The sequence below is a fragment of the Cupriavidus sp. H39 genome (assembly GCF_050271075.1).
GTDB classification, from domain to species: domain Bacteria; phylum Pseudomonadota; class Gammaproteobacteria; order Burkholderiales; family Burkholderiaceae; genus Cupriavidus; species Cupriavidus necator_B.
Genome location: NZ_CP189848.1, coordinates 991,499 through 1,010,107, shown reverse-complemented (window position 1 = coordinate 1,010,107; position 18,609 = coordinate 991,499). Strand labels below are relative to the sequence as shown.

The 18,609-nt window shown below is 67.3% G+C and carries 16 protein-coding genes; 7 read left to right on the top strand and 9 right to left on the bottom strand.

Going from position 1 to position 18,609, the window contains the following annotated elements; translation table 11 throughout:
- Window positions 1–9: 9 nt before the first annotated feature.
- Together groL and groES are read right to left on the bottom strand one after the other, a co-directional pair.
- Window positions 10–1,653 (bottom strand): chaperonin GroEL, encoded by a 1,644-nt coding sequence (gene groL, locus ACOCMH_RS20125; RefSeq protein ID WP_427312704.1) that lies wholly within the window; start codon window positions 1,651–1,653, stop codon window positions 10–12.
- A 47-nt stretch (window positions 1,654–1,700) separates the two neighbouring features.
- The gene (gene groES, locus ACOCMH_RS20120; protein WP_008644494.1) at window positions 1,701–1,991 is read right to left on the bottom strand and encodes a co-chaperone GroES; all 291 of its coding nucleotides are present in this window, start codon (window positions 1,989–1,991) and stop codon (window positions 1,701–1,703) included.
- 525 nt (window positions 1,992–2,516) lie between these two features.
- On the opposite strand from groES, the gene ACOCMH_RS20115 reads away from it, so the two are divergent.
- The 3 genes from ACOCMH_RS20115 to ACOCMH_RS20105 all read left to right on the top strand — a co-directional run bounded on the left by ACOCMH_RS20115 (window position 2,517) and on the right by ACOCMH_RS20105 (window position 4,052).
- Window positions 2,517–3,290 carry an SDR family NAD(P)-dependent oxidoreductase gene (locus tag ACOCMH_RS20115; protein WP_427312703.1) on the top strand — a complete coding sequence of 258 codons (774 nt, stop codon included), beginning with the start codon at window positions 2,517–2,519 and terminating at the stop codon, window positions 3,288–3,290.
- 79 nt (window positions 3,291–3,369) lie between these two features.
- The gene (locus tag ACOCMH_RS20110) at window positions 3,370–3,651 is read left to right on the top strand and encodes a hypothetical protein (protein WP_427312702.1); all 282 of its coding nucleotides are present in this window, start codon (window positions 3,370–3,372) and stop codon (window positions 3,649–3,651) included.
- A gap of 59 nt (window positions 3,652–3,710) precedes the next feature.
- A complete protein-coding gene (locus ACOCMH_RS20105; protein WP_427312701.1) occupies window positions 3,711–4,052 on the top strand; it encodes a carboxymuconolactone decarboxylase family protein in 342 nt (113 codons plus the stop codon).
- An 81-nt stretch (window positions 4,053–4,133) separates the two neighbouring features.
- Here the strand turns inward: ACOCMH_RS20105 and gcvA are convergent, their stop codons facing one another.
- Together gcvA and ACOCMH_RS20095 are read right to left on the bottom strand one after the other, a co-directional pair.
- Window positions 4,134–5,051: a transcriptional regulator GcvA gene (gene gcvA, locus ACOCMH_RS20100; protein WP_427312700.1), complete on the bottom strand. Its 918-nt coding sequence runs from the start codon at window positions 5,049–5,051 to the stop codon at window positions 4,134–4,136.
- A 190-nt stretch (window positions 5,052–5,241) separates the two neighbouring features.
- On the bottom strand, window positions 5,242–6,201 hold the full coding sequence (locus ACOCMH_RS20095; protein ID WP_427312699.1) for a hypothetical protein: 960 nt from the start codon (window positions 6,199–6,201) through the stop codon (window positions 5,242–5,244).
- A gap of 346 nt (window positions 6,202–6,547) precedes the next feature.
- On the opposite strand from ACOCMH_RS20095, the gene ACOCMH_RS20090 reads away from it, so the two are divergent.
- Both ACOCMH_RS20090 and ACOCMH_RS20085 read left to right on the top strand, forming a co-directional pair.
- Window positions 6,548–6,976, top strand: coding sequence for a hypothetical protein (locus ACOCMH_RS20090; protein WP_427312698.1), 429 nt, complete (start codon window positions 6,548–6,550; stop codon window positions 6,974–6,976).
- 176 nt (window positions 6,977–7,152) lie between these two features.
- Complete coding sequence (locus ACOCMH_RS20085) at window positions 7,153–8,691, top strand: transglycosylase SLT domain-containing protein (protein ID WP_427312697.1); 1,539 nt, start codon at window positions 7,153–7,155, stop codon at window positions 8,689–8,691.
- Window positions 8,692–8,768: 77 nt separating this feature from the next.
- On the opposite strand, the gene ACOCMH_RS20080 is transcribed toward ACOCMH_RS20085, so the two are convergent.
- The 3 genes from ACOCMH_RS20080 to ACOCMH_RS20070 form a co-directional block, all read right to left on the bottom strand.
- Window positions 8,769–9,056 (bottom strand): ArsR family transcriptional regulator, encoded by a 288-nt coding sequence (locus tag ACOCMH_RS20080; RefSeq protein WP_427312696.1) that lies wholly within the window; start codon window positions 9,054–9,056, stop codon window positions 8,769–8,771.
- A 230-nt stretch (window positions 9,057–9,286) separates the two neighbouring features.
- Complete coding sequence (locus tag ACOCMH_RS20075) at window positions 9,287–11,545, bottom strand: molybdopterin cofactor-binding domain-containing protein (protein ID WP_427312695.1); 2,259 nt, start codon at window positions 11,543–11,545, stop codon at window positions 9,287–9,289.
- Window positions 11,546–11,561: 16 nt separating this feature from the next.
- Window positions 11,562–12,026 (bottom strand): (2Fe-2S)-binding protein, encoded by a 465-nt coding sequence (locus tag ACOCMH_RS20070; RefSeq protein WP_115706136.1) that lies wholly within the window; start codon window positions 12,024–12,026, stop codon window positions 11,562–11,564.
- A 309-nt stretch (window positions 12,027–12,335) separates the two neighbouring features.
- Here ACOCMH_RS20070 and ACOCMH_RS20065 point away from each other — a divergent pair, with 309 nt between their 5' ends.
- A complete protein-coding gene (locus ACOCMH_RS20065; protein WP_427312694.1) occupies window positions 12,336–13,400 on the top strand; it encodes an acyltransferase family protein in 1,065 nt (354 codons plus the stop codon).
- A 15-nt stretch (window positions 13,401–13,415) separates the two neighbouring features.
- On the opposite strand, the gene ACOCMH_RS20060 is transcribed toward ACOCMH_RS20065, so the two are convergent.
- Both ACOCMH_RS20060 and ACOCMH_RS20055 read right to left on the bottom strand, forming a co-directional pair.
- Window positions 13,416–14,303, bottom strand: a complete 888-nt coding sequence (locus ACOCMH_RS20060; protein WP_427312693.1) for a c-type cytochrome — start codon at window positions 14,301–14,303, stop codon at window positions 13,416–13,418.
- 99 nt (window positions 14,304–14,402) lie between these two features.
- On the bottom strand, window positions 14,403–14,807 hold the full coding sequence (locus ACOCMH_RS20055) for a nuclear transport factor 2 family protein (RefSeq protein ID WP_427312692.1): 405 nt from the start codon (window positions 14,805–14,807) through the stop codon (window positions 14,403–14,405).
- Window positions 14,808–15,171: 364 nt separating this feature from the next.
- Here ACOCMH_RS20055 and ACOCMH_RS20050 point away from each other — a divergent pair, with 364 nt between their 5' ends.
- Window positions 15,172–18,555 (top strand): diguanylate cyclase, encoded by a 3,384-nt coding sequence (locus tag ACOCMH_RS20050; protein WP_427312691.1) that lies wholly within the window; start codon window positions 15,172–15,174, stop codon window positions 18,553–18,555.
- The last annotated feature ends 54 nt before the right edge of the window (window positions 18,556–18,609 follow it).

Sequence of the window (18,609 nt, the reverse complement as noted above, 5' to 3'; positions counted from 1 at the left end):
GGCATCAAATTACATCATGCCTTCCATGCCGCCCATGCCGCCCATGCCGCCCGGCATTGCCGGAGCCGACTCTTCCTTCGGCGATTCGGCAACGGCGCAGTCGGTGGTCAGCATCAGCGAAGCCACCGAAGCGGCGTTCTGCAGTGCGGTGCGGGTGACCTTGGTCGGGTCCAGCACGCCCATTTCGACCAGGTCGCCGTACTCGCCCGAAGCGGCGTTGTAGCCGTAGTTGCCCTTGCCTTCGATGACCTTGGCAACGACGACCGACGCTTCTTCACCGGCGTTCAGCACGATCTGGCGCAGCGGCTCTTCCATGGCGCGCAGCACGATCTTGATACCGGCGTTCTGGTCGGCGTTGTCGCCTTGCAGGGCCGAGATCGCAGCGCGGGCGCGCAGCAGGGCCACACCACCGCCGGGGACGATGCCTTCTTCCACCGCAGCGCGGGTGGCGTGCAGTGCGTCTTCCACGCGGGCCTTCTTTTCCTTCATTTCGACTTCGGTGGCAGCGCCAACCTTGATCACGGCAACACCGCCGGCCAGCTTGGCCACGCGTTCTTGCAGCTTTTCACGGTCGTAGTCCGAGGTCGCTTCTTCGATCTGGGCGCGGATTTGCTTGACGCGGCCTTCGATCGCCGATGCGTCGCCGGCGCCGTCGATGATGATGGTGTTTTCCTTGCCGATCTCGATGCGCTTGGCCTGGCCCAGGTCGTTCAGGCCGGCCTTTTCCAGCGTCAGGCCGATTTCTTCAGCGATGACGGTGCCGCCGGTCAGGATGGCGATGTCTTCCAGCATGGCCTTGCGACGGTCGCCGAAGCCCGGAGCCTTGACGGCGGCGGTCTTCAGGATGCCACGGATGTTGTTGACCACCAGGGTCGCCAGGGCTTCGCCCTCGACGTCTTCAGCGATGATCAGCAGCGGGCGGCCGGCCTTGGCCACTTGCTCCAGCACCGGCAGCAGGTCGCGGATGTTGCTGATCTTCTTGTCGAACAGCAGCACGAACGGGCTGTCCAGCTGGACCACCTGCTTTTCCGGGTTGTTGATGAAGTACGGCGACAGGTAGCCGCGGTCGAACTGCATGCCTTCCACGACTTCCAGCTCGTCGGCCAGCGACTTGCCGTCTTCGACGGTGATCACGCCTTCCTTGCCAACCTTGTCCATGGCTTCGGCAATGCGCTCACCGATGGAGGTGTCGCTGTTGGCCGAGATCGCGCCGACCTGGGCGATTTCCTTGCTGGTGGTGGTGGGCTTGCTGACCTTCTTCAGCTCTTCCACGGCGGCGGTGACAGCCTTGTCGATGCCGCGCTTCAGGTCCATCGGGTTCATGCCGGCGGCGACGAACTTCATGCCTTCGCGCACGATCGACTGGGCCAGCACGGTTGCGGTGGTGGTACCGTCACCGGCGTTGTCGCTGGTCTTGGAAGCCACTTCCTTGACCATCTGGGCGCCCATGTTCTGCAGCTTGTCCTTCAGCTCGATTTCCTTGGCCACGGACACGCCGTCCTTGGTCACGGTCGGGCCGCCGAAGCTGCGCTCCAGCACCACGTTGCGGCCCTTCGGGCCCAGGGTCACCTTGACTGCGTTGGCGAGGATGTTCACGCCTTCGACCATCTTGGCACGGGCGGCGTCGCCGAACACTACGTCTTTTGCTGCCATGTTCTGAATCTCCTGAAATCTGTACGGGTGGGGCTACAAGTAACGGATTACTTGTTGACCACGGCCATGATGTCTTCTTCGCGCATGACCAGCAGTTCCTGGCCATCCACCTTCACGCCCTGGCCGGCATACTTACCGAACAGCACGCGATCGCCGACCTTGACGTCCAGGGCGATGTTGTTGCCCTTGTCATCCTTCTTGCCGGGGCCGATCGCCAGCACTTCGCCTTGATCGGGCTTCTCGGCAGCGTTGTCGGGAATCACGATACCGGACGCGGTCTTGGTTTCGTTGTCCAGACGCTTCACGATCACGCGGTCGTGCAGAGGACGCAGATTCATACGGACTCCTAGATACAAAGTGAGTTTTTGATCACAAATCGGCCGGCTACCGAGGCGACGGCCGTCAGAAATGTTCAGGTGTCGCAGAGGCTGTTAGCACTCACCCCTGACGAGTGCTAATTATAGGGACGGGGTAGTGGCATTTCAAGACAGGTGCCGAATGCGGGTTTTCCCCTAGAAGATGCGGGACCCCTGGCCGCGGCGCCGGATTCACGGAAAAACGGCAGCGGCCCTTGCTTGGTCTCGCCATCGGTGTTCTGAGCACTTACCGCACAACCACCCTGCAGGGAATGCCAGGGTGATGAAACCGCTTATTTCGCAGGCCCTCAGCGGCGGGTCGCTTCCGCAAAGAAAAACTATCTCGGAGGGACACAATATCTGGTTTGCCCGGTCGCAAGAAATCGCCAAAAATTCCCGACATGCAGTGTTCTGCAGACGCTTGAACCAGAGCCAGCCGGCATCTCCACCGTGAAGATTTCCTTCCGGTGACAAGCGTCCTTACAGACTTTGAACGGAGTAAGCGAGATGAGCAACGAGTTTGCAGGTAGGAAGCTTCTGGTCGTAGGCGGCACGAGCGGCATGGGCCTGGAAACGGCGCGCATGGTGCTGGCCCAGGGTGGTAGTGCCGTGATCGTGGGCAACCGTCCGGAGAAAACCGAAGACGCCCGCAAGGAGCTGGCGGCCCTCGGCAACGTGTGGGCGTTGACCGCCGACCTGTCGGGCGACGCCGGGCTGGCAGCGCTGCGCGAGGCCATCGACAAAGACCATAAGGACATCGACTTGCTGGTCAACGCCGCGGGCGTGTTCTTCCCGAAACCCTTCCTCGAGCATGAGGATGCGGATTACGACCAGTACATGAAGCTGAACAAGGCGTTCTTCTTCGTGACGCAGAAAGTGGCAGCGAACCTCGTTGCCGTCGAGCGTCCCGGCGCGATCGTCAACATCGGCTCGATGTGGGCGAAACAGGCCATCGCCGCGACGCCGTCGTCCGCGTACTCGATGGCCAAGGCCGGCCTGCATTCGCTGACACAACACCTGGCGATGGAACTCGCGCCCAGGCGTATCCGCGTCAATGCGGTCTCGCCCGCGGTGGTCCAGACCCCGATCTACGAGGGCTTTATCCCCAAGGCGGAGGTACACAGCGCGCTGCAGGGTTTCAACAGCTTCCATCCGATCGGTCGCGTAGGCACGCCGCGCGATGTTGCCGAGGCCATCGTGTTCCTGCTTTCGGACAAGGCGAGCTGGGTCACCGGCGCCATCTGGGATGTGGACGGCGGCGTGATGGCTGGCCGGAACTGATACGCGATGGGCAAAGTGCCACGCGCTGGCCCTGCATCGCCCCCGTGAGACCCATTTACCTGGCAAGGAGAAAACACAAGTGACCTATCTGCAGATCACCCTCAAGATCGCCGAAGCCAACCGCGGCGCTGCGGCTGGCATCTACCAGAAGTACAAGGACCCGTTCCTCGCCACCGTCGCCGGCGCCAGGTCCAAGCAACTGCTGGTGCGCGAAGAAGACGTGCAGGTGCTGCACGGCTTTGACTCCAGGGAAAACGCCGAAGCTTATCTGCGCAGCGAGCTGTTTACCGCCGACGTGGTCGCCGGCCTCAAGCCGCTGCTCGACGCCGCGCCAGACGTCCGGATCTACCAGGTTGCATGATCCTTCATGGCGGGACGCCGTTCTGGCGTCCGCCATTCAACTCAACCGGAACTACAGCAATGATGCAAGATTGGAATGCCTATCGCGACGCCCTTCTGGAACGCGTGGGCGACTTCGCCCGACAGAGCCCCGATGTCATGCGCGGCTTGCAGACGATCGACAACGCAGCGGTCAAGACCGGCCATCTCGATCCCAAAATGCATGAGCTGATTGCGCTGGCCGTGGCGGTGACCACCCGGTGCGACGGCTGCATTTCGGTGCACACCAAAAAGGCCGTGGAGCATGGCGCCACGCTGGGCGAAATCTCGGAAGCCCTGGGCGTCGCGGTCGCGCTGAACGCGGGTGCTGCACTGACCTACTCGGCGCGCGTGCTGGAAGCCCACGCACAGCTGCCCAGGTAGTTCACGGCGCGCTCCGGCCCGACCCGCCACGGCGACGATCGGAGCGCGCATCACCAGCCGCAGGCCGCCAAACCCGGGCCGTCACTTCGCGGCGGTCGCCGTTTCCTCGAACAGCCAATCGCGAAACGCAACCAGTCTCGGCAGGCTTGCGCATTCCGGGCGATATACGACGTAATAGGCCAGCGCGGAGAGGCATTCGATGCTTGGGAAAAGCCGAACCAGCCGGCCCGACGCAAGATCGTCCCTCGCCATGACGCTGCGGCCCAGCGCTACCCCATGGCCATCGATCGCCGCCTGCAAGACCGCCGCCGAATTATTGATCCTCATGCCGCGCTTGGCGCCGACCCCCTCGATGCCTGCTGCCTTGAGCCAGGCATCCCATGAGGCAAAGCCGGCATGACTTGGGACCGAGAGGTCATGAATCAGCGTGACGCTGGCGAGATCGGCCGGCTTTCTGATCCGTTTGCCGCGGGCATATTCGGGCGAGCAGACTGGATAGATCTGCTCGTCCATCAGCTTCTCGGCGCTCACGTCCGGCCATTGCCCCGCGCCATAGCGAACGCCGATATCGATGCCATGCGCGGCGAAATCCAGCGGCTTGAGATTGGTGTCCAGACGCACGTCGGTATCTGGCCACCGGGCGTGAAAGCGTTCGATGCGCGGGAGCAGCCATTTGGCGGCGAAAGCCGGACTGGTGGTCACCGTCAGGATGCCGTTCGCAGAGCCTTCCTTCAGCCGGTCCAGGCCGACGGCAAGCCGGTCAAAACCCGCGCGAATGTCGGGCAGCGCGCGTTCCGCCACTTCAGTCAGGACCAGGCGTGCGCGGCCCCTGGCCTGCCGATGGAACAGCGGGGTGCCAAGCCAGTCTTCCAGGCTGCGCACAAGCTGGCCAATGGCTGCGGGCGTCACGTTCAGTTCCGCTGCGGCGGCCGAGAAGCTCTGATGCCGGGCACTGGCTTCAAAGGCGCGCAGGGCATTGAGATAAACCGGCGATTTCATGGCGGGAAAGTTTTTCTTGACGGATGCGAAAGGTTAGCACGGTCGCGCCCATGCTGATGTAGCGGCTTTTCGTGGGAATTTTACCGCCCTGTTTTTTTAGCTTGCCTGCTGCGGCGACGAGAAGCCGACAGATTTTCTTTCTCTCGCAAAGCCCGGTTCGAGCCGGAGCTTGCGGGGCAGTCAGGAGACGCTAAAAACTCGCGGCAAGGCCAAACGACACGCCGGAGACGTTATTGCCGAAGACATAGCGCACCACCGCGCGGATGCGGGTCACGAACACTTCGTGGGCACTGGTGTCGAGCTCGAGGCCGGTGCCTAGCGTGGTGAGGTAGTTGAATCCCAGCGCCCCGGCCTGGTTGCCGAAGTAATGCGAGTGCGACAGTTCCAGCACGTAGCGCACCGGCCGGTCGAGGGCACGCATCCCGGTCGGGGCCCGCCAGCGCGCATACAGGCTGGCGGTTTGCGCGGCGGACGAGGCCTCGACCCCCGACGACCCGCCAAAGCTGCGCAGGTAGATGTTGGTATAGCGCAGCTCCACGTCGATATCGCGGTTGTCGCGGTGGCTTTCCCAGTCGAGCATCACCGCTCCACCCAGCCCATAGGCATTCATCGCGCCGCCGTCGAGGAAGGCGATGTCGCGCTCGGTCTTGTGCTCGACCGCGAACTGGGCGATGGACAGGTCGCTGGCGACGCGGCCGAGCGAAGCGTTGAAGATCGGGCGGAACACCAGTTCCTTGCTGGGGATCAGCGGGAAATCCCAGCCGACGCCAACCGTGCCCGCGAAGGTATTCCATTTGGCCGGCAAGCGGCGCGATTCCTGCCCGTTGGTGGCGACAAAGGCGGGGTCGTAGCGGTTATAGGCGATCGACCCCTCCAGATAGAGCGGAAATGACTGGCTCAGCGTGAAGCCGCCGCCGAGTTGCCACAGGGTCAGGTCGGGGTTGTCGGTGCTGGCATTGCTGATCGAAAGCGAGCTGGAAGCCAGGTCCGGCACGACCGCGAACGACATCAGCGTCAGCACCGCGCTGGACTGCTTCTGCACATTGGACCCGACCACGCGGAACGCTGGCTCCGCCTGGGCCATGGCGGGCGCTGGCGCGGCCACCAGGCCGGCCAGCAGCATGAACACCAGGAGGCCTTGGGCTCGCATCGTCTACCCCGTCCGTTCTTATGCCATCGCACGCTGCATTGCCACGATGACAAGCCTGCCATCAGCTGCCAGTCCGGGCTTTGGTGGCAGCCATGGTGGCGGAAGTGCGGCAACGGCAGAAGTGAATCTTCTTGCCGGCGCATTAAAGAATCTTGAAAGGCGCAGGCCGGATCCGAGGCTTGTAGGAACAATTCCGGCCCCTCATCGGCGCATGCCTGACAGCGCAAAGCCAGCCTGCTGCCTAGACTGGCCTTGTCGCCGCGTGGCCTGCCAGGCAGGCATGTGCGGCATACGTCGCGCCGAGCCGCTAGGCCGGCGCTTCCGACCCTAACCCTGGAGGTATTCCATGGATCCGAAACAACCCGCTCGCCATACCCGAATTGCCAGCGTGATTGCGGCAGGTCTGGCAGGCCTCAGCTGTGCCGCGGCCATCGCACAGACCCCCGCCACGCCCGCCACCCCGGCCACGCCGGCCACCCCTGCCGCGCAAGGCATGCCGGCCACCCCCGCCACCCCCGCCATGCCGGCCACCGCGGCCAGCCCCGCCGGCGGCCAGGGCGTCGCGCCCGGCGTGACCCAGATCCAGCCGCCGAAGGATCCGCTGGTTGAGCGCCGCGAGGCGCGCCAGAAGGCGGCTGCCGAATACAAGGCGAAAAAGAAGGCCGCCAAGGGCGAGTACAAGGATGAAGTCGGCGCTGCCAAGCAGGAACGCAAGGTCGAGAACAAGGCAGCGGATGCAACGGCCAAGCAGGAAATGGCTGCACCGAAGCAATAACAGCAGAGGTTCGCAGGGTGGTGGGCTCGGCCCGCCGCCCTCGTTCTTTCCTCCCCACTCACTGCGTTCATCCCTCCAGCCCCATCCGCATGCTGGCGGCTTGCAAGCGCGCCGATCACGCCTAGACTCGATGTGAGCCAGCTGCGTGCTCCTCTGCCCGGCTTGCCATCCGCGCCATGCCCGTTGTCCGCCCACATCATTGGTTTGCAAGCCTGTTGCTCTCCGGCCTGATGGGCGCACTCAGCCTGGCCAGTCCATTTGCGGTGGCGCAGCAGAAGCCGGCACCGGCATCCGCCCGCGCGACCGTCGCGGCGGCGCCGCCCGCGCAGGGCGTGGCATCCCCCAAGGCCCGCGCCCTCGACCTGGCCAACCAGCCCCGCACCGGCGACTTCGATGCCATGCTCAAGCGCCGTGTCATTCGCGTGCTGGTGCCGTTCAGCCGCACGCTCTACTTCAGCGACAAAGGCCATGAGCGCGGGCTGACTGCCGAGCTGGTGCGGGACTTCGAACGGTACCTGAACAAGACTTACTCGGATCGCCTGGGCAAGCGCCCGCTTACGGTGATCATCATCCCCACCACGCGCGACCGCCTGCTGCCCGACGTGGCGGCGGGACTGGGCGATATTGCCGCGGGCAACCTCACCGAGACCGAGGCGCGGCTGAAACTGGTGGACTTTGCAGCCCCGCGCGACCGCAAGCCGGTGCGCGAGCTAATCGTGACCGGCCCGAAATCCCCCGCCCTGAAGAGCCTGGACGACCTGGCGGGCAAGACCGTCCACGTGCGCCGCGCGAGCAGCTATTACGAAAGCCTGACCGCGCTGAACGACAGCCTGAACCGTGCCGGCAAGCCGCGGATGCAACTGGTGCTGCTGCCGGATGCCCTGGAAGACGAAGACGTGCTGGAGATGGTCAATGCGGGCTTGCTGCCTATCGTCGTGGTCGACGACTGGAAGGCTGCAATGTGGGCGCAGATCCTGCCCGACATCAAGGTGCGCCAGGACCTGGCAGTGCGCGAAGGCGGCTATGTAGGCTGGGCCTTCCGCAAGAACAGCCCGCAGTTGCGGCAGGCAATCGATGACTTCTATCTCAACCATGTCAAGAAGCAGGGCGTGGCGGAATACCTGCTCAAGCAATCCATGCGCCGGATCAAGCAGATCAAGAACAACACTGAAGATGCCGAATACAAGCGCTTCCAGCAGACCGTTGCGTTCTTCGAGAAGTACGGCAAGGACTACGGCTTCGATCCGCTGATGCTGGCCGCACAGGGCTTCCAGGAATCACAGCTCAACCAGCAGGCGCGCAGCCGCGTGGGTGCCGTCGGCATCATGCAGATCATGCCCGCCACCGGCAAGGAACTGAATGTGGGCAATATCAAGATGGTCGAGTCCAACATCCACGCCGGCGCCAAGTACATGGACCGGCTGATGACCAAGTACTTCCCCGACGCGCACTTCTCGGAATCGAACCGGCCGCTGTTCGCCTTCGCCAGCTACAACGCCGGGCCGGGCAATATCGCCAAGATGCGCAAGGAGGCTGCGGCGCGCGGGCTGGACCCCGACAAGTGGTTCAACAATGTCGAGATCGTGGTGGCGGAGAAGATCGGCATCGAGACCACCACCTATGTGCGCAACATCTTCAAGTACTACGCGGCCTACCGGCTCATGGAGGACAGGGAAGCCGCACGTGAGCGGGCACTGAAGGAAGTCCGGAAGTAGCCTGGCGCGGCGCCCGCGCTGGCGGGACCGCGGTCGAACCGGGCCGCGCCAACCTGCGCCCGGCCACGCAGCAAGGATCAGTCGGCCAGGCCGCCGCTGTCGATATAGCTCAGCGCTTCGCGTACCTGGCGCCTGGCCTTGAGCACGTAGCAGACCTGGCGTTCGCGGATGGACAGTGCCACCACTTCGGCCTGCAGCAGTTCCTGGAACAAGTGCGCGGCGCGCGGCAGGCTCAGCGCGACCAGCCGCGCCAGGTCGGCGGCGGGGAGCCCGGCCTCGCCGGCTTCGAGCAGCGCGCGGCAGATCGTGGCCCGCGCAGGCTGTGTCATCAGGGCAAGCGTCAGCGCGCCTTCTTGGGTCTCCATGGCCACACCTCGATCCTCTAGCGTTGTGCCTTGCCGCCCGCAAGGGTGGCGGCCGGCGCCTCTGCAGGCGCCGTGCCTCAACGTTCTACCCGGCTCGCCGGGCAAAGGCAATAGGGCCGCATCCGGGCTGTGCGAATACGACACGGAGCGGGCTGGCCCAGGGCCTGTCGAAGGTATCAGCCGAAAGCGGGCAGCCTGGCCGGGCGCCGCCGGCCAGGCTGCGCGCCCGTCTACGCCATCACGAACGGCAGCTGCCGCTGGCGCTTGCCGGTCAGCGTGAACAGCGCGTTGGCCACCGCCGGCGCGATCGGCGGCACGCCCGGCTCGCCCAGGCCGGTGGGGTTCTCCTGCGAGGGCACGAAGAACACGTCTACCACCGGTGCATCGGTGATACGCGGCGGCGGATAGTCCGGGAAGTTGCTGTTCTTCACGGCGCCGTTCTCGATCTCGATGGCAAACCCCGGCTTGGTCATGGCCAGGCCGAACACGCAGGCACCCTGGATCTGGGCCTCGGCGGACATCGGGTTGACCACGCGGTTGGCATGCACGCCGGCGGTGACGCGATGCACGCGCGGCTCGCCCTTCACCACCGAGACGTCGACCACATAGGCCACCACGGTGTTGAACGACTCGTGCACGGCCACGCCCCAGGCATGGCCCTTGGGCAGCTTGCGCTTGCCATAGCCGGACTTGTCCACCGCCAGCTGCAGCGCGGCGCGATGGCGCGCGTGCTTCTTCTCGTCGAGCCGCGCCAGGCGGAATGCCACCGGATCTTGCTTTGCGGCGGCGGCCATCTCGTCGGCCAGCGTTTCCTTGACGAAGGCGGTGTGCGTATTGCCGACCGAGCGCCACCACAGCACTGGCACGTCCACCTGCGGGTGGTGCACCGACATCTGCAGCGGCAGGTCGTAGTCGTTCTCGACAATGCCCTCGGTCATGGTGGCGTCGACGCCGTTCTTGACCATGAACGGCTCGAATGGCGTGCCCTTCAGGATCGACTGGCCGACGACGGTGTGCTGCCAGCCCACCACCTTGCCCTGCGCGTCCAGGCCGATGCGGGCGCGGTGCAGGTGCAGCGGGCGGTAGTAGCCGCCACGGATATCGTCCTCGCGGCTCCAGACCACCTTGAGCGGCTCGGTGTGGCCCGCGGCGACCCAGGCCTTGAGCACGTTGGCCGCTTCGACAATGTAGTCAGAGGTCGGCACCGCGCGCCGGCCGAAGCCGCCGCCCGCCATCATGGTGTTGAGCACCACCTTGTCCGGCGCCAGGCCCAGCGTGCGCGCCACCGCGGCCTGGTCGACGGTCTGGAACTGCGAGCCCACCCAGACCTTGACCGACTGCACCTTGCCACCCGCCACCTCGGGCTGCAGCGTGCAGTTGAGCGGCTCCATCGGCGCGTGCGCCAGGTACGGGAAGCGGAAGTCGGCCTCGATCTTGCGCGGGGCACGCTGGATCGCCCCGGCGATATCGCCCTCGCCCGCGCGCGCGACCGTGCCGGGTTGCCCGGCCAGCCTGGCGTATTCATCGAACAGGGCCTGCGACGAGACTTTCGAGCCCGCATCCTCCCACTGGACCTCGAGCGCATCGCGGCCCATCTTGGCCGGCCAGTAGCCGCTGGCAATCACGGCCACGCCGCTGCCGCCGCGGTCGACCGGCACCTGCAGCACGCCGCGCACGCCCGGCACCGCGCGGGCCTTGTCGGCGCTGAAGCTTTTCACCTTGCCGCCAAAGCGCGGCGGACGCGCCACCACGGCCACCACCATGCCTTTGAGCTGCGTGTCGATGCCGAACGGCGTGGTCGCCTCCATCTTGCCGCGCGCATCCAGCCGCGGCGTGGGCTTGCCGACGATGCGGAACTGCGCCGGATCCTTCAGCGTGACCTGCTGCGGCACCGGCATTTCCATCGCCGCCGGCGCCAGTTCGCCGAAAGTGGCGCGGTGGCTGCCGGACGTGACCACGCCCTGTTCGACCTTGCAGCTGGCCGGATCGACCTTCCATTGCTGCGCCGCGGCCGCGACCAGCATGGCGCGGGCGCGCGCGCCCAGTTCGCGGTACTGCTGGAACGAGTGGTTCAGCGCGGTCGAGCCGCCGGTCATCTGCATGCCGAAGCCGGGATCCTTGTACGGGTCGCCCGCCGGCGCCAGCGCCGCGCGCACGTTGCGCCAGTCGGCATCCAGTTCTTCGGCCAGCGCCATCGGCAGCGCGGTATGCACGCCCTGGCCGAATTCGAGCCGGTTCACGGCCACGGTCACGGTGTTGTCCGGCGCGATGACCAGGAACGCCTGGGGCGGCGACGGCGGCGCCTTGGGCCTGGCGCCCTCCTGCGCCTGCGCCAGCGATGCCACGCCCAGCGCCAGGCCGCCGCCGGCCAGGCCTGTCAGCTTGAGAAAACTGCGGCGGTCCAGCGTTGCCACGCCGGCGCCCGGGTGCGCTTCGCCGCTATTGCCTGCCTGGCCGCCGGCCAGGGCTTCGATGCCTCGGATACGCATATCGTTTCGCTCCCGCTCAGGCCAGCGCACGGGCGGCGTCTTTGATCGCCGCACGGATGCGCTGGTACGTGCCGCAGCGGCACAGGTTGCCGGCCATGGCCTGGTCGATGTCGGCGTCGGTGGGCCGCGGCTTGCTCCGCAGCAGGCCGACGGCGCTCATGACCTGGCCGTTCTGGCAGTAGCCGCATTGCGCGACATCGTGCTTGAGCCAGGCGTCCATCACGGCGCGCCCGACGCGGTCGGTGCCGATGCCTTCGATGGTGGTGATGCGCGCACCGGCCACCGCGGATGCCGGCGTCACGCAGCTGCGCGTGGCCTGGCCGTTGACGTGCACGGTGCAGGCCCCGCACGCGGCCATGCCGCAGCCGAACTTGGTGCCGGTCATCTCGAGGTTGTCGCGCAGCGCCCACAGCAGCGGCGTGGACGGGTCCACGTCGACTTCACGGGTCTTGCCGTTGACGTTGATGGAGAGGGTGGTCATTTTGGGGGACACTCCTTGGGTACGTTGCCCGCTGGTCATTACCTTTGCGCCGCAGCCTGGCGCAACGGACAAGTGAGGATAGTGCAATTTGCGCCACCTTGCCGGGCGCTTTGCGCCCTACCCTGCCCGCGAGCGCCGCTTGCACGAACTTTGTGCAAGCAATGGCTGTCCCTCAGGGATTGCCTTGCGCTTCGAATCGATCCGGTTCCCGCCGCTGAAACAGTGCCGTCGACTATTCCAGAAAACTCATTTCCCGCAGCCAGCACGGCCCCGCCCACCGCCCGCCCCCGCGCGGCACCGTCACCGCAGGTGGCGCGGCTCGACAGCATCCAGGCCCTGCGTGGGCTGGCCGCCGCGCTGGTGGTGCTCTACCACTCCGGGCTCACGCTGGGGGGCGCCAACGCGCCGGTGCTGAACTGGCTGACCCACCACGTCATCAAGCGCGGCCATGTCGGCGTGGACGTGTTCTTTGTCATCAGCGGCTTCATCATCGCCTGGGTCGCGGTGCTGGCCCGGCCCCGCCCGGAGCGCCCGCTCAGCTTCATGATCCGGCGCATCTGCCGGCTGGCACCGCCCTACTGGACCATGTCGGCGATCCATGCGCTGCTGCTGAACCCGGTCACGCCGGCGGTGTTCGCCGCGTCGCTGGCATTCCTGCCGACTGCTACGGACCATCCCCCCTACTACGGCTATCCGGCGTTGTACGTAGGCTGGTCGCTCAACTATGAGCTGGCGTTCTACGCGGCCTTCGCGCTCGGCCTGCTGCTGGCCGGGCGGCGCGCGCTGCTGGTGGTGCTGGCGGTCTTCGCGCTGTTCACGCTGGTGCTGCCGTGGTGGCGCTTCGGCACGCTGGTGGCAGATCCCGCGCAGGGCTACGCCTTCGCGGCGCCATGGCTGGCCATGGCCAGCAATCCGCTGGTGCTCGAGTTCCTGCTGGGCTGCGGGCTGGCATGGGCCTACGCGCGCTGGCGCCACTTGCTGACACCGGCGCTGGCGCTGGCGCTGCTGGCGCTCGGCAGCGCGGCGTTCATGCTGTCGCTGCCGCTGGTCGGGCCGGATTTCAGCCTGGCCGGACGCGGCTTGCCCGCAGCGCTGCTGGTGGCCGGCGTGGTCGCCGCCGAACACACCGGCATGCTGCGCGTGCCGCGCGCGCTGATCTGGCTGGGCGAACTGTCCTACGCGCTGTACCTGACCCATCCCACCGTGATCGAAGGGGTCAAGCGCCTGATGCCCGAGCCCGGCGCGGACCAGACCGCCCTGCAGCTGCTGCGCTTTGCCATCGTTGCCGGCCTGGCGCTGGCGCTGGCCTGGCTGCTGCACCGCTGGGTCGAACTGCCGGGCATCGCGGCTGGTCGGCGGCTGGCACGCGGCTAGCTCGCCGCTACTGCCTCAGCGTTGTGGCAGCCCCGCGAGAAACAGGTACAAGGCGGTCAGCTCGGTATCGTTCATGCGCCCGAAGGAATCGAACGGCATCACGCGACTGACCGCGGTGCCGTCGGGCCGCTTACCGCTGCGCATCATCTCGATAAACGCCGCGGGCTGGCCGTAGCGCGCCAACGCGCCGCCGGGCACCGGGCGCAGGTCCGCCGCAGGCGGCCAGTCGGGCGGCGCCCCGGGGATCTTGCCGCCACGATACGCGGGCCCGTGGCAGCCCACGCAGACACTGGCGACATAGGCGCCATAGCGGGCCGTCGGCTCGGGCACCATCGCCGGCTGCGCCGGCAGGCTGTGGTCGATCTTGGACGCCGCGTCCTTCACCACCCCCACGCCATACAGCGCGCGCACCAGCCACGGCATGGTGATCTCGGCGGGCGCGCCCATCGCGGCCGGCAGGCTGCGCAGGTAGCCGATCAGCGCGCCCAGGTCCTCATCGCTGAGGCGGTTGTAGTCTTCGCTGGGCATGACCAGCAGCGGGCGGTGCGAGGGCGCCACGCCATGGCGGATGCTGCGCACCCAGTCGACCGGCTGGTAGGCGGCGATGGCCGGATTGGCGCGGGTCAGGTCGGGCGCGCGCACGCGCAGGCCGCCGGGGTCGTCGATCACCTGCTTGCCGCCCCCGCCGGCGCCATGGCATTCCATGCAGCCGCGCGATTCGTACAGGTATTTGCCATGGGCGATGGCGGCGGGATCCTCGCGGATGGCAACCGGGGCGACCTGGACGTGCACAATGCGCTGCGCCTTACGCTCGCCCACCCATGCCGCGGCAAACGCCGCCGCGGCCACGATCACGGCCGTGCCGGCGAGCCCCCATGCCGCCCTCCGCAGTAATCGCGCCATTTGCCTTCCCCTCTCCGCCGCACTGGATGCCGCAGCTTGCCGCCAGGGCACGGGGGGCTGTCGGTGGGAAAGGCCACATAGCGGCAGTGCGCGGCAGGCTCAGGCAAGCCCGGCCGGGGCGCGGTCGATGAAGCCGGTCATGCGCGCCAGCCGGCCATCGGCGGAGACGGTGGCAAAGTCGGTGCCCACCACCAGCGCCGCTTCCCCGGCGGGACCCAGTTCCCAGCTAAAGCGCAGGTGCTCGCCGTGCGCATCGACCGGGCTCACGCGGGTGAAGCGGAAACCGGGAAACTTCGCCTGCACCGCGGCGATCATCGCGTCGATGCCGGCATGGCCGTCGCCCCGCATCAGCGGATCGACATAGCTCGCCGATTCGGTCCACGCCGCCGCGATCAGCTCGCGCCGGCGCGCGGCATCGGTCTCGTTCCAGGCCGCGAGGTAGCGGTCGGCGAGCGTGGCAGCGTGTGCAACCTGCGGGGACTGGGCCGGGATGGCAGCGGACATGGCATTCTCCTTGGGTAGGGTGGTCAAGCGCTTGGGTATGGCGTCAGGCCATGGCTGCATGATCGTTGCGGGGGCGCCTCGGCGCGATTACCGGGGAGGTTATTGGCACGGAACTGACGCTCCCGGACCACCGCGCTTGCCGCGGTCGCCACCGCCCCTACCAAAAAATCGCCCCCAGCACCAGAGGCAAGTAACCCCCCAACCTGCCCCTGTCCTGCCGATGGCCCTGCGCCTATCCTCGCTACATTGCCCCTACGCTGGGCGGCAGTACGTCCGGGTGTTTCGGGGGCCGTGCCGCCGGGCGCGCCGGTCAAGCCGCTGCCATCCTGACCCCAACCGCATCGCCTTTGCACCGCTATCGTCCATGACGCCCGACACGGCCCCGCCAAGCCACCAGGCCGCTCCGGCCCCTTCCGCCCCGCCGCGCCGCTGGCTGGCCTTGCTGCTGGCCGGCGCCGGCTACTTCATGCTGGCGGCGGCAGCGCTGTGGCTGGCGCGGCTGCCTGGGACCGTGGCCTCGGTCTGGCTGCCTAATGCGTTCGGGCTGGGCATGCTGCTGCACCGGCCGCGCGCCGAGGGGCCGTGGCTGCTGGCCGGCATGCTGGTTGCCAGCGTACTGGCCAACCACGGTGCCGGCGACAGCGTCGGCACCGCGTTGATGCTGACCGGCGCCAACCTGGCGGAGATGCTGTCCGCGCTGCTGCTGTTGCGCCTGCTGGACCGGCATGGCTTTACCGGCCGCCAGGGCCCGCTGGCGGCGTTCTCGGTGATGCTGGCGGTGGGCGGCATCCTGGCGCCGATGGTCGGCGCCACCGCCGGCGCGGCGGCCATCGCCGCGGTCGAGGGCAGCCGCTTCGCCCCGGTCTGGTGGACGTGGTGGCAGGCCAGCGCGCTGGGCATGGTGCTGCTGCTGCCGATGATGCTGTCGATGACGGCGGGGCGCGTGCGTGCCGCCGGCGCGCGGCCGATGCTGGCGCCGCAGGCAGGCGCGCTGGCGCTGAGCCTGGCCATCGGCGCCCTGGCGCAGTGGCAGGGGCACGACCCGTTCGCCGCGATGTCGCTGCCGCTGGTGCTGCTGGCGCTGGCCGGCAATCCGTTCGCCACCGCGTTGCTGGCGCTGGTGGCCACGCTGTGCCTGCAGGCGCTGATGCTGCTTTCGCACCGCCATGAAGCGGTGCCGCTGTCGGCCGCGGTGATCATGGTGCTGCCGGTCTGCATCGCCTACCTGACCGAGCAGAACCGGCACGGCCGCGCCAGCCTGCGCAGCAGCGACAAGCGCTTTCGCCAGGCCATGGAGCATTCGGCGATCGGCATGGCGCTGGTCGACATGGATGGCCGCTGGCAAACCGTCAACCGCGCCATGACCGAGTTGCTGGGCTATAGCGCGGCCGAACTGCGCGAGCTGAGCTACCAGCAGCTGACCCATCCCGACGACCTGACCGGCGACCTGCGCCAGGTCGCCAACCTGTTGTCCGGCAAGGTCGAGGCTTACCGCCTGGAAAAGCGTTACCGGCACAAGGACGGCCACTACCGCTGGGTGCTGCTGGCGGTGTCGCTGGTGCGCGACGAGCAGAGCGGCGAGCCGCAGCACTTCATCACGCAGGTCGAAGACATCCATGCGCGCAAGCTGGCGCAGCAAGAGCTGGAACGGCTGTCGCGGCGCATCCAGCTGGCGGTGGAAGCCGGCGGTGTCGGCATCTGGGAATGGGATCTCGCCAGCGCCGGCATTACCTGGGACGCGCGCATGCATGCGCTGCACGGCACCGATGCCGCCGCCGGCGCGCCGCTGGCCGAGCAATGGATCGCACTGGTGCATCCGGACGATGTCAGCCGCGTGCGTGGCGAGATGCGCCGGGCCATCCGCGACGAGGCGCCGTTCGACACCGAATACCGCATCCTGCGGCCCGGCGGCGAGGTGCGCCATGTGCGCGCGATGGCGATGGTGACCCGCAGCGACGATGGCACCGCGCACGCCCTGGTGGGCACCAACTGGGACATCACCGAGCAGCGCCGCCTGACCGATGCGCTGTTCGAGGAGAAGGAACGCCTGCATATCACGCTGCGCTCGATCGGCGATGCCGTGATCTGCACCGACGCCACCATGCACGTGACCTTCATGAACCCGATTGCGGAACAACTCACCGGCTGGTCCATGGCCGGCGCCACCGGGCTGCCGCTGGAACGGGTCTTCCGCATCGTTGACGAGGCCACCGGCGAGTCCATCCCGAGCCCGGTCGAGGCCTGCCTGCGCACGCTCACGCCGGCCTATCTGCAGGAAGGCGCCGTATTGCAGAGCCTGACCGGCGAACGCCACGACGTGCAGGACTCGGCCGCGCCGGTGCTGACCGCGCGCGGCGAGGTGCTGGGCGCGGTGCTGGTGTTCCAGGACATCACCACCGCACGCGCGCTGCAGCGTGAGCTGGCGCGCTCGGCCATGCACGACGCGCTGACCGGCCTGCCCAACCGCACCTGGTTCGAGAAGCGCCTGCGCGAGTCGTGCGAGGCGGCGCGGCTGCACGGCCATCGCGCGGCGCTGTGCTTTATCGACCTGGACCGCTTCAAGATCGTCAACGACACCGCCGGCCACGGCGCCGGCGACGTGCTGCTGCGCGAGCTCGGCTACCTGATCCGCAACCATGTGCGCCCGGACGATGTGCTGGCGCGCCTGGGCGGCGACGAGTTCGCGCTGCTGCTCAAGGACTGCACCGTCGACCAGGCCGAGCAGGTCTGCCAGGGCGTGATCGACGCCATCCGCGGGCGCCGCTTCCCGTGGGAAGGACGCGTGTACGACGTCGGCGCCAGCATCGGCATCGCCGCGATCGACCTCGACGTGCCGCCGGTCAGCGAGCTGATGAGCCGCGCCGACGTGGCCTGCTATGCGGCCAAGGCCGCGGGCCGCAGCCGGGTCTCGGTCTACCGCCGCGACGAGAGCGACGCGCGCCGCCACCACCGCGAGCTGGAAGTGGCCGCCGGCATCCATTCCGCGCTGGAGGCCAATCGCTTCCGCCTGTTCGCGCAGGAGATCCGCGCGCTGCAGCCGGAACAGAACGCGGACGGCAGCGCCCACCGCCATATCGAAATCCTGGTGCGCATGGTCGACGAGCACGGCGAGCTGATCCTGCCGGGCGCCTTCATTCCGGCCGCCGAGCGCTATGACCTGATGGGCCATGTCGACCGCTGGGTCATCCGCAACGTGCTGCGCGGCTATGGGGAACGGCTGCGCGCCGTGCCGGGGCTTTCCGTATCGATCAACCTGTCGGCCAACTCGCTGGGCGAGCCATTCCTGCTGCCGTTCCTGCATGCCGAACTGGAGGCCAGCGCCCTGCCCGCGAGCCGCATCCGGCTGGAGATCACCGAAACCGCGCTGATCAACAACATGGCCGCGGCCAACCGCCTGGTGGCAGAGATGCGGCGCGCCGGCTGCACCGTGTCGCTGGACGATTTCGGCTCGGGCCTGTCGTCGTTCGCCTACCTGAAGCAGTTCCCGGTGGACTTCCTGAAGATCGACGGCAGCTTTATCCGGCAGCTCGCCGACAACGCCGTGGACCGCGAGATCGTCAGTTCGATCAACGATATCGGGCACCGGCTCGGCGTGCGCACGGTGGCGGAGTGGGTGGAGGACGAACGCACCCTCGACGCGCTGCGCGCGATCGGCGTTGACTATGCGCAGGGCTATGCGATCGGGCGGCCGGTGGCGCTGGACGTGTTCCTGGCCGGCCATACACAACGCAATGCGCAGGCCTCGTAGCCGGCGCCCCTGAGCGTGATACATTCGGCGCCTGTCGCAAGGCCGCGTGGCCGA

What these genes read in the sequence shown, in the direction of transcription:
- ACOCMH_RS20075 (WP_427312695.1), bottom strand. Translation starts at nt 11,545, where the DNA reads ATGCGTATCCGAGGCATCGAAGCCCTGGCCGGCGGCCAGGCAGGCAAT.
- ACOCMH_RS20090 (WP_427312698.1), top strand. Translation starts at nt 6,548, where the DNA reads ATGGATCCGAAACAACCCGCTCGCCATACCCGAATTGCCAGCGTGATT.
- groL (WP_427312704.1), bottom strand. Translation starts at nt 1,653, where the DNA reads ATGGCAGCAAAAGACGTAGTGTTCGGCGACGCCGCCCGTGCCAAGATG.
- groES (WP_008644494.1), bottom strand. Translation starts at nt 1,991, where the DNA reads ATGAATCTGCGTCCTCTGCACGACCGCGTGATCGTGAAGCGTCTGGAC.
- ACOCMH_RS20095 (WP_427312699.1), bottom strand. Translation starts at nt 6,201, where the DNA reads ATGCGAGCCCAAGGCCTCCTGGTGTTCATGCTGCTGGCCGGCCTGGTG.
- ACOCMH_RS20050 (WP_427312691.1), top strand. Translation starts at nt 15,172, where the DNA reads ATGACGCCCGACACGGCCCCGCCAAGCCACCAGGCCGCTCCGGCCCCT.
- ACOCMH_RS20060 (WP_427312693.1), bottom strand. Translation starts at nt 14,303, where the DNA reads ATGGCGCGATTACTGCGGAGGGCGGCATGGGGGCTCGCCGGCACGGCC.
- ACOCMH_RS20085 (WP_427312697.1), top strand. Translation starts at nt 7,153, where the DNA reads ATGCCCGTTGTCCGCCCACATCATTGGTTTGCAAGCCTGTTGCTCTCC.
- ACOCMH_RS20115 (WP_427312703.1), top strand. Translation starts at nt 2,517, where the DNA reads ATGAGCAACGAGTTTGCAGGTAGGAAGCTTCTGGTCGTAGGCGGCACG.
- gcvA (WP_427312700.1), bottom strand. Translation starts at nt 5,051, where the DNA reads ATGAAATCGCCGGTTTATCTCAATGCCCTGCGCGCCTTTGAAGCCAGT.
- ACOCMH_RS20055 (WP_427312692.1), bottom strand. Translation starts at nt 14,807, where the DNA reads ATGTCCGCTGCCATCCCGGCCCAGTCCCCGCAGGTTGCACACGCTGCC.
- ACOCMH_RS20070 (WP_115706136.1), bottom strand. Translation starts at nt 12,026, where the DNA reads ATGACCACCCTCTCCATCAACGTCAACGGCAAGACCCGTGAAGTCGAC.
- ACOCMH_RS20105 (WP_427312701.1), top strand. Translation starts at nt 3,711, where the DNA reads ATGATGCAAGATTGGAATGCCTATCGCGACGCCCTTCTGGAACGCGTG.
- ACOCMH_RS20080 (WP_427312696.1), bottom strand. Translation starts at nt 9,056, where the DNA reads ATGGAGACCCAAGAAGGCGCGCTGACGCTTGCCCTGATGACACAGCCT.